Source organism: Streptomyces sp. AB3(2024), assembly GCF_041862025.1.
GTDB lineage: Bacteria > Actinomycetota > Actinomycetes > Streptomycetales > Streptomycetaceae > Streptomyces.
The window spans coordinates 22,904-31,171 of record NZ_JBGWAB010000102.1 but is presented as its reverse complement, the minus strand read 5'-3'; the positions used below and the strand labels follow the sequence as shown (position 1 = coordinate 31,171).

The following is an 8,268-nucleotide window of genomic DNA, read 5'->3' as shown; positions in this document are numbered from 1 at the left end:
GCCCGGTGGCGCGCCGGGCGCACCGGGCGCACCGGGCCGCGCACCGGCTGTTTCCGGCCCGGCGGCCCTTCCGCGCCGCCCGGCGGTTCACCGGCGGCGGGACCCCTCCGCCGGGGGTGGTCATCGGTCGGCGAAGTCAGCCGATCCAGTGAATACGGACCGTCCTTCCCCCGTTCCTCCGCCCGGAGTGGAGCACCGGGCGCCGTACGGCCGCCGGGCACCCGGCCGCGCCCCGATCCCGCCGCCCGAGCATCCCCGCCGCCGGGGGTTCAGTCGCGGGGCCTGGAGCGGTGGTCCCGCCAGGCAGTGAGGGCCTCGGTGCGGGAGCCGTCGGGATGGCGGGCGTGCCAGTCGCGCAGGAACCGGTTGAACTCGAACTGGGCACCGACCGGCTGGGGTTCGGCGGCCCGCCGGCGGGTGGCGCGCCAGTGGGTGGCGGCCTCGCCCAGGGTGCGGCCCACGCCCTGGGCCACGTACTCCCTCATGAAGGCGTCGAAGTGGAAACCGGGGCCGATCTCCCGCACGAAGAACTCCCGCAGCACCTGGCTGCACCGCCGCCCCGCGGGGATCACGGTGTCCGCGTCGACGGGGGCGGCCAGCTGGCGGCCGACGCGCCGGGCGGTGACCCCGCGCGGCGGGGGCACGTGCCCGTCGAGCGCCGCGGCGAGCCGTCGCGTGAGCGCGGCCTTGCCGCCGCCGGCCGGGACGCCCGGCCGCCGGGCCAGTGCGGACAGCTCTTCGAGGGTCCAGTACCAGCGCAGCAGTTCGGCCCCGGTCAGCTCCGGGCCCGGCGCGGGCCGGACCTCTCCCGCACCCCGACCATTCGCACTCATGTTCCCATCCTAGGGCGGGGCAGATCGTCAGTCTTCCTTGCAAGTTTCCCTGTCGTTCCTTAGGGTCGGGGTATGACATCACTACCGGAGCCGCACGACGGGGTGCACGACATCGCCGAGGAGCTCCAGCTGGCCGTGGGCATGCTGGTGCGCCAGGTGCGGGCGGTGACGGGAGGAGGCATCACCCTCTCGCAGATGTCCGTCCTCAAACGGCTCGACCGGCTCGGCTCGGCCACCGCGGCCGATCTCGCACGGGCCGAGAAGATCCGCCCGCAGTCCCTCATCGCCACGGTGAACTCCCTGCGGGCCGAGGGGTACGTCTCCCGGGCCCCGCACCCCACCGACGGGCGCCGGCTGCTCGTCTCCCTGACCGACCGGGGGCGCGCCCTGGTGCGCGAGCGCCGCGAGGCCGGGCACGGCCGGATCGCCGAGCTGATGGCGGGGCGGCTGACCGCCGAGGAGCTGCGGCTGCTGGCCGAGGCCGTGCCGCTGCTGCGCCGCCTGGCGGAGGACTGACCCGCCCACCCCCGGCGGAGCCGCGCCGCCCACCCTTCCCCGCACCCCTGCGAACATCGACCGAGGAGTCCGAGCATGACCACCTCTCCCACCCCGTCCACCCTGACCCTGGACTCCGGCACCGCGCTGGTGCTGATCGACCTCCAGCGGGGCATCCTGGGCATGCCGACCGTCCGTCCCGGCGCCGAGATCCTCGAGAACGGCATCGCGCTCGCCGAGGCCTTCCGCGCCCACCGGCTGCCGGTGGTCCTGGTCAACGTCGCCTGGTCGCCCGACGGCGGCGACCTGCCCACCACCGACGTCGACACCCCCGGCCCGGCCACCGCCCCGCCGCCGGCGTTCTCCGAGATCCCGGACGAGCTGGCCGCGCTGGGCGACGTACGGGTGACCAAGCGCCACTGGGGCGCCTTCACCGGGACGGAGCTCGACCTCCAGCTGCGCCGCCGCGGCATCCACCGGATCGTGCTGGCGGGCATCTCGACCAGCATCGGCGTCGAGTCCACCGCCCGTACCGCCTGGGAACACAGCTACGGGCTGGTCTTCGCGGAGGACGCCACCACCGACCTCGACGCGGCCTCGCACGCCCACTCCTTCGGCAAGATCTTCCCCCGCCTGGGCCGGGTCAGCTCCACCGGCGAGATCATCACGGCGCTGGACGCCCTGGGCTGAGCCCGACCCCCGGCCAGGGCACCTCCAGCCAGACGCACTTGCCGAGCGCTCCGGGCCTCGAACCCCAGGCCCGGGCCAGCCGCTCCACGATCAGCAGCCCGTGGCCGCCCGGCCGGGCCGGGTCCGACGGCAGCCCGTGCCCACCGGGCTCCGGCGGTGCCGGATTCGTGTCGGTCACCTCGATGCGCAGCCGCTCGTCCGTACGGTCCAGCACCAGCGCCCCGGGCCCTCCGCCGTGCAGGCAGGCGTTGGCCACCACCTCCGAGACCAGCAGGAGGACGTCCTCCGCCGCCTCCCGTACGGCCTCGCCCTCGGCCGGCAGCCACTGCCAGGCGGTCAGCGCCCGGCGGGTGAACTCACGGCTGCGGCTGACGGGGTCCGGGAGCCCGTCGAGGACCAGGAGCCAGTTCCGGTCCGCCGACCCGCGCTGCCCCATGGCCCTTCGCTCCCTCTCGCTAAGAATGGTCCGCCCGCAACGCCCGCGCCACGTCCGCGTGGACCGGGAAGACGCCGTCGGCGCCGGTGATGCGGAACATCCGGGCCACCGGCCCGCTCAGCCCGGCCAGTTCCAGCCTGCCCCCGGCCTCCTGGACCGAGAGCCGGGCGTGCAGCAGGGCGTTCAGTCCGGTGGAGTCGCAGAAGCCCAGCCGCGCCATGTCGACGACCATCCGGCCGCCCGGCGCGACCGCCGCCTCCAGGGCCTCGCGCAGGGGCGCGGCCGTGTCGTGGTCGAGCTCACCGGTGAGCGTGAGGACGGTCACCCCGTCCACGGCGCTCACCGCGACGGCGAACCGCCCGTCCTCCGTTTCCGGCACCATCCGGCATCACCTTCCGTCCTGCTGGACCTGCGCCTGCCCGGGTCCGGCCGATCCATGCACGGCTCCGGACGACCGCTGTCCCGGCGCCCCCGGGCGGGTGCCCGGGCAAGGGCATCGTCACACGGCCGGCGTCGGCCGCCGACCCCGTTCGACCGGGAACGCACCCGCCCGGCTCCGGGATTCGTTCACCGGCCTTTCGGCTTTCTCTTCCGCGCATCGGACCAGGGGCTCAAGTCCCGGAAATCCCGAGCCCTCCACCGTCCATGACCAGGCACTCGGCCTCTTCCATTCCGCCGTGCGACCTGATATCCGGCACGCCCCGAAAAGGGAGGACGCCGGCCGCGCGGCCTTTATCCGCGCAGGGACGGCAGGATTTTCCCGACCGGGGAACCGGGGCGCACATGTGCCACTAGAAGCGGAACCTCAGTGTGCAGATGCCAGGGGATCGCCGGATTCTCCCCTTGGACGTTTCACCAGATCAACACGCCTCAAGGGGGCCGGATTCCGTATCCGGAACCAGTCGTCGGCCAAGGCCGGCCCCTGGTTCACTGGTCGGACGCCCCGCCCGGGACTGCTTGGCGGCTCTCGCAGCCCGGCACGGCGTGACGAAGGAAGCCCCTGTCCGCCGATCGCGGTGTTCGACGGACAGGCGGCTTCCGGACCGGCTCACACCAGTTCGGGCTGCGCCTCGCGCCGCGGCTGCGGAAGGTGCACCGAGGCCGCCTCGCGCTCCCAGAGCCTGGTGGTCCGTACGTAGCCGTAGATCACCGAGGCCATCGACAGGATGACCAGCGGCCCGAAGAGCCAGGGAAGCCCGGCCATCTCCACCGACAGGTAGCGGTACGAGGCCAGGAGCGCGGCGAAGACCGCGGCGCCGTAGACCACCAGCCGGGTCGCCGACCGGTCCCAGCCGTGGTCGATCGCACGCAGCGCCGCCTCGATGGTGAGCGTGAAGACCACGCCTGCGACGATGTCCGCGCCGTAGTGGTAGCCGAAGCCCAGGGTCGCGCCGAGGGTGGCGATCAGCCAGAACGTGCCCGCCCAGCGCAGCGCCCGGGGGCCCCTGCGGGAGTGGATGAAGATCGCGGTGGCCCACGCCGTGTGCAGACTGGGCATGCAGTTGCGCGGGGTGATCTCGTCGAAGGGCATCGGGACCGGGGTGCCGAGCGGCGGCGGCGTGTTCGGCCACAGGTCGGCCAGCGCCCAGTGCCCGCCGTCGGCGCCGTAGGCGAGGATCGGCCCGACCACCGGGAAGACCATGTAGATGCCCGGGCCGAGCAGGCCTATGACCAGGAACGTGCGCACCAGGTGGTGGCCGGGGAAGCGGCGCTCGGCGGCCACGTTGCGCAGCTGGTACAGCGCGACGCCGACCGCCGCCACCGCGAGCTGGATGTAGACCCATTCGAGGACGTGGTGGCCCACCGAGCCGGTGGCCTCCACGATCCGGCCCGCCAGCCACGACGGGTTGCCCAGCGCGTGATCGGCGGTCGCCACGTACTGGTCGAGCACCATGGGGCGGGTCTTGGACGTGATCAGCAGCCAGGTGTAGCCGGTCTTGCGGCCGGCCACCAGCAGCAGCGCCAGTCCGACGCCCTTCAGCAGCAGGGCCCGCTCCCGGCCGGTGCGGCGCGTGACGGCGATGACGGCACAGCCCAGGGTCACCCACAAGGCGCCGTTGCCGACCATCATCTGGGCGCCGACCATGCTGCGCACGATCCAGAAGACGAGGTCGATGCCGACCGCGGCACCGAGTGCGATGAATCGTTCCCGCCAGGTGAGCACCACCATCATCAACGCCATGCTGACGTACAGCACCGTCCCCGATCTGGGGGCGAAGATCACCTCTTGCGCCTGACTGGTGATCGGTCCCGGCTCGCCGTAGTGGCGCGCGGCGATCTCCAGGGCGATGAGGAATCCCAGGGCCACCACACCGACCGCGGCCCACAGCATGACGCGTGGTCGACGCCATGCGGCGACCCCGGAGTCGTCGCCGCCCGTTCGCGAAAACGCTCGCGCTATCTTAGATATCAATTTTCAACCGATTTATATGTTTTCCAACGCCGTCGTTGTGAGCTCGAACATGTTAACGGAAAGGCGGGTTTCGCTGAGGACGGGCTTGACGCCAAGTGAACGCTTGCCCGATCGGGCAAGCGTTCGGTGAGGCCCGGCGCATGGGCGGCCGCCCGGCCGTACCGCGTCGATCAGCGCGGGACCACCCAGTTCGGCACCCAGGTCCCGGCGGTGTCGCGGGCGGGGCGCGTGGCGGCGAGGTGGGCGCGGAGGGCGGTCAGCGCCGGGTGGGGGTTGTCGCGGCGCCAGAGGAGCGAGTGCGGGTAGACGGGGGTCGGGTCGGTCACCGGGACACGGCGCAGGCCGTGGCCGACGGGCCAGACGACGCGGGTGTGCTCGCCCATGAAGGTGGCCAGGGCCGGGGTGTCGGCGACCGTGTCGAGGAGTGCGTCGGAGCCGAAGTTGGGGCCGGTCGCCTCGATGGTGAGGCCGAATCCGGCGGCGAGGTCGTCGTAATAGGCGCCCCACTCGGTACCGGGGACGATGCCGGGCATCCAGATCCGGTGCCCGGCGAGCTGTGCGAGGGCCACCGACCGGGCGCCCGCCAGGGCGTGGGCGGGGCCGGTGAGCAGCTGGAGCGGCTCGTCGAGCACCCGGACGGACTCGATGTCCTCGGGGAGGGGCCGGCCGGGCACCCCGACGGCGCGGAAGGACGCGTCGATGGCACCGGAGCGCAGGGCGGCGACGGCCTTCTCGATGTCGAACAGCATCACCACGTCGAGCTCGATGTCGGGGTGCGCGCGATGGAAGTCGCGCATCATGCCCGACGGCGCGACCCGTGAGGCGATCACGTCGACGCGCAGCGGACGCGTACCGGGGCGCACGGACGCGACCGCGCGCTCGGCGACGCGCAGCAGCTCGCGCGCGTGGGGCAGGAACGCCTGCCCGTCAATGGTGGGCTCCGCACCGCGCGCGGTGCGGGTGAACAGTCGTACGCCGAGGTCGCGCTCCAGTGCGGCGATGCGCTTGGAGACCGCCTGCTGGGTGACCGCCAGCCCGGCGGCGGCCTCCTGGAACCGCCCCGCCTCGGCGGCGGCGACGAAGGTCCGGATGGTGTCGAGGTCCATGCCGGGACCCTATGCCCACAACCATGGGTTGTGAGTCGGTGGCCCTGTGGTTGTTTGACCCCGTGTGCGGCCGTGTCCTTTGATGCTTCCGATCGCGGATCGGTTGTACGGGCGGAGCGAGGGGTGGGGTCGGGCATGGGGAGCGGGCACCGGCTGGGACGGCGGTTCGGGTGGCTCTGGGGGGCGTACGGGACGAGCGCGCTCGGCACCTGGCTCGCCTTCGGCGCGTTCCCGCTGATCGCCGTCCGGGAGCTGCACGCCGGTCCGGCGGAGGTCGCCGCGCTCTCCTGCGTCGGGGCCGCGGTGGGCGCGGCGGTGGCGGTGCCGCTCGGCCCCTGGGTGGAGTTCCGCCGCAAGCGGCCGGTGCTGATCGCGATGGACCTGGTGCGGTGCGCGGCGCTGCTGACGATCCCCGCCGCCTTCGCGCTCGGCGTGCTCACCCTCGTTCAGCTCCTGCTGGTCTCGGCCGTCGTCGCGGCGGCCGACATCGGCTTCCGCGCCGCCTCCGGCGCGTACCTGAAGACGCTGCTGCCGACCGAGGACCTGCTCGTCGCCAACGCCCGGTTCGAGTCGACGGCCTGGACCACCACGATCATCGGACCGCCGCTGGGCGGTGCGGCGATCGGGCTCCTCGGTCCGGTGGCGACGGTGGTGGCCGACGCGGTCAGCTACCTGCTCTCGGCCCTGGGCATCCGTGCGATGGGCGGGCAGGAGCCCCGGCCCGGACTCCGGGAAGAGGCCGGGCGCATGCGGGCCGGGGACCTGCTCGACGGCTGGCGGTTCATCCTCTCCGACCGGGCGCTGCGGCCGCTGTTCTTCAACACCGCCCTGTTCAACGGCCTCGTGATGGCCACCCAACCGCTCCTGGCCGTCCTGATGCTCGGCCCGCTCGGGTTCGCACCGTGGCAGTACGGCCTCGCCTTCGCCGCGCCCTCGATCGGCGGGCTGCTCGGTTCGCGGCTGGCCCGACCGCTCGTCACCCGGTTCGGGCAGCGGCGGGTCCTGGCGGTGTCCGGGACCCTGCGCGCGCTCTGGCCCGTGGGGCTGGCCTTCCTGGGGCCGGGCACCGGAGGACTGCTGCTGGTGATCGGCGTCGAACTCGGTCTCATCTTCTGCTGCGGGGTCTTCAACCCCGTCCAGGCCACCTACCGCCTCCAGCGCACAGCGACCGACCGGGTCGCCCGCACGCTGTCCGCCTGGGCGGTGACGACCAAGGCCTCGACCGCGCTCCTGACGGCCGTCTGGGGCGTACTGGGCACCCTGCTCGGGCCGCGCACGGCCATCGGCCTGGCCGGGGCGGTCCTGCTGGCGACTCCCCTGCTGCTCCCCCGCCGCACGACGGGCCTTCCCCACGAGCCGAAGCCGGCGCCCCGGCGGACGCTCTCGTAGGGCCGACCGGCGCCGGCGTCCGGAACCGGCCGAGCGCTGGATGATCGTCCGGTGATGCCGAGCTCGTGGACGCTGTTAGCTTCGGCTGGCCGGCCAAGGGCCCGCCTCTCGCACCGGTTGACCGCCGCCCCGTTCCCGGCCGGCCGGACGGCCGATGCGGCACGAACGACGGCTGACGGCAACGACTGACGGCAAGGACGCACCATGGCGACGCTGGACCGGATGGACCTACGGCTGCGATCCCTGCACCTGCTGGAAGGCCAACGCATGGCGCAGCGCCTGTTCGCCCACGTGGTCTCCGCCCGGGTGATCACGCCGGGCCGTAGCGAAAGGGAGGTCGACAACCGGATCGCCCTGATCGCGCAGGAGGTGTTCGGCGTGCGGGCCGGTCTGGCCGGGCGGCGGTTCGTGCGGTCGGGGCCGAACACCCTGGTCGGCGGCCGATGGCCGAACCGCGTCATCGGCGGGCAGGACGTGGTCGTGTTGGACTTCGAGTCGTTGCTGGCACCGTACGAGACGGGCTTCGCGCGGACCGTGGCCGTCGGCGACGCTCCGGAGCGCCGTCGTCTCGTGAGCGACCTGGCCGTGGTGGCCGACGCCGCACGGGAGGCCTTCCGCTCGGACGAGACCATCACGGGGCGGCAGCTGCACGCGAGGATAAGGACCTCGGCGGCCGAGGCCGATCTGAGCCCGGGGTCCTGGCACGCCGGCAGGCTGACCGGCACCTCTCCCGCCACGCATGCGGAGACGACCCGGCCGGAGGCGTTCATCGGCCCGGACAACGAGCGGCCACTGCGCCGCACGCTGGAGGAGGGGTGGCGGGCCCACTGGATCCTGGAGATCCACCTCGTCGACCACTGCCACGGCAACGCCGGCGTCCACACGGAACTGCTCGATCTCGTCTGA

General features: G+C 73.2%; 9 protein-coding genes. 4 read left to right on the top strand and 5 right to left on the bottom strand.

The window, feature by feature from the left end; genetic code table 11:
* Positions 1–269: 269 nt before the first annotated feature.
* The gene (locus ACEPPI_RS30005) at positions 270–833 is read right to left on the bottom strand and encodes a DUF6434 domain-containing protein (protein ID WP_373918410.1); all 564 of its coding nucleotides are present in this window, start codon (positions 831–833) and stop codon (positions 270–272) included.
* A 72-nt stretch (positions 834–905) separates the two neighbouring features.
* Here ACEPPI_RS30005 and ACEPPI_RS30000 point away from each other — a divergent pair, with 72 nt between their 5' ends.
* Complete coding sequence (locus ACEPPI_RS30000) at positions 906–1,349, top strand: MarR family winged helix-turn-helix transcriptional regulator (RefSeq protein ID WP_373918409.1); 444 nt, start codon at positions 906–908, stop codon at positions 1,347–1,349.
* Positions 1,350–1,424: 75 nt separating this feature from the next.
* Positions 1,425–2,018: a hydrolase gene (locus ACEPPI_RS29995; RefSeq protein ID WP_373918408.1), complete on the top strand. Its 594-nt coding sequence runs from the start codon at positions 1,425–1,427 to the stop codon at positions 2,016–2,018.
* Here the strand turns inward: ACEPPI_RS29995 and ACEPPI_RS29990 are convergent.
* The 4 genes from ACEPPI_RS29990 to ACEPPI_RS29975 all read right to left on the bottom strand — a co-directional run bounded on the left by ACEPPI_RS29990 (position 1,993) and on the right by ACEPPI_RS29975 (position 5,973).
* Complete coding sequence (locus ACEPPI_RS29990) at positions 1,993–2,454, bottom strand: ATP-binding protein (RefSeq protein ID WP_373918407.1); 462 nt, start codon at positions 2,452–2,454, stop codon at positions 1,993–1,995. The genes ACEPPI_RS29995 and ACEPPI_RS29990 overlap by 26 nt on opposite strands.
* Before the next feature lie 19 nt (positions 2,455–2,473).
* A complete protein-coding gene (locus tag ACEPPI_RS29985; protein WP_373918406.1) occupies positions 2,474–2,836 on the bottom strand; it encodes an STAS domain-containing protein in 363 nt (120 codons plus the stop codon).
* A 666-nt stretch (positions 2,837–3,502) separates the two neighbouring features.
* Entirely contained in the window at positions 3,503–4,786 is a 1,284-nt protein-coding gene (locus ACEPPI_RS29980) for a phosphatase PAP2 family protein (RefSeq protein WP_373918405.1), read from the bottom strand.
* A gap of 251 nt (positions 4,787–5,037) precedes the next feature.
* The gene (locus ACEPPI_RS29975) at positions 5,038–5,973 is read right to left on the bottom strand and encodes a LysR family transcriptional regulator (RefSeq protein WP_373918404.1); all 936 of its coding nucleotides are present in this window, start codon (positions 5,971–5,973) and stop codon (positions 5,038–5,040) included.
* A gap of 135 nt (positions 5,974–6,108) precedes the next feature.
* Between ACEPPI_RS29975 and ACEPPI_RS29970 the strand changes: the two genes are divergently transcribed.
* Positions 6,109–7,362, top strand: coding sequence for an MFS transporter (locus tag ACEPPI_RS29970; protein ID WP_373918403.1), 1,254 nt, complete (start codon positions 6,109–6,111; stop codon positions 7,360–7,362).
* A 204-nt stretch (positions 7,363–7,566) separates the two neighbouring features.
* A complete protein-coding gene (locus ACEPPI_RS29965) occupies positions 7,567–8,268 on the top strand; it encodes a M24 family metallopeptidase (RefSeq protein WP_373918402.1) in 702 nt (233 codons plus the stop codon).

Coding starts and splice junctions, on each gene's coding strand:
- ACEPPI_RS29980 (WP_373918405.1), bottom strand. CDS start 4,786: ATGCTGTGGGCCGCGGTCGGTGTGGTGGCCCTGGGATTCCTCATCGCC.
- ACEPPI_RS29970 (WP_373918403.1), top strand. CDS start 6,109: ATGGGGAGCGGGCACCGGCTGGGACGGCGGTTCGGGTGGCTCTGGGGG.
- ACEPPI_RS29965 (WP_373918402.1), top strand. CDS start 7,567: ATGGCGACGCTGGACCGGATGGACCTACGGCTGCGATCCCTGCACCTG.
- ACEPPI_RS30000 (WP_373918409.1), top strand. CDS start 906: ATGACATCACTACCGGAGCCGCACGACGGGGTGCACGACATCGCCGAG.
- ACEPPI_RS29985 (WP_373918406.1), bottom strand. CDS start 2,836: ATGGTGCCGGAAACGGAGGACGGGCGGTTCGCCGTCGCGGTGAGCGCC.
- ACEPPI_RS29995 (WP_373918408.1), top strand. CDS start 1,425: ATGACCACCTCTCCCACCCCGTCCACCCTGACCCTGGACTCCGGCACC.
- ACEPPI_RS29990 (WP_373918407.1), bottom strand. CDS start 2,454: ATGGGGCAGCGCGGGTCGGCGGACCGGAACTGGCTCCTGGTCCTCGAC.
- ACEPPI_RS30005 (WP_373918410.1), bottom strand. CDS start 833: ATGAGTGCGAATGGTCGGGGTGCGGGAGAGGTCCGGCCCGCGCCGGGC.
- ACEPPI_RS29975 (WP_373918404.1), bottom strand. CDS start 5,973: ATGGACCTCGACACCATCCGGACCTTCGTCGCCGCCGCCGAGGCGGGG.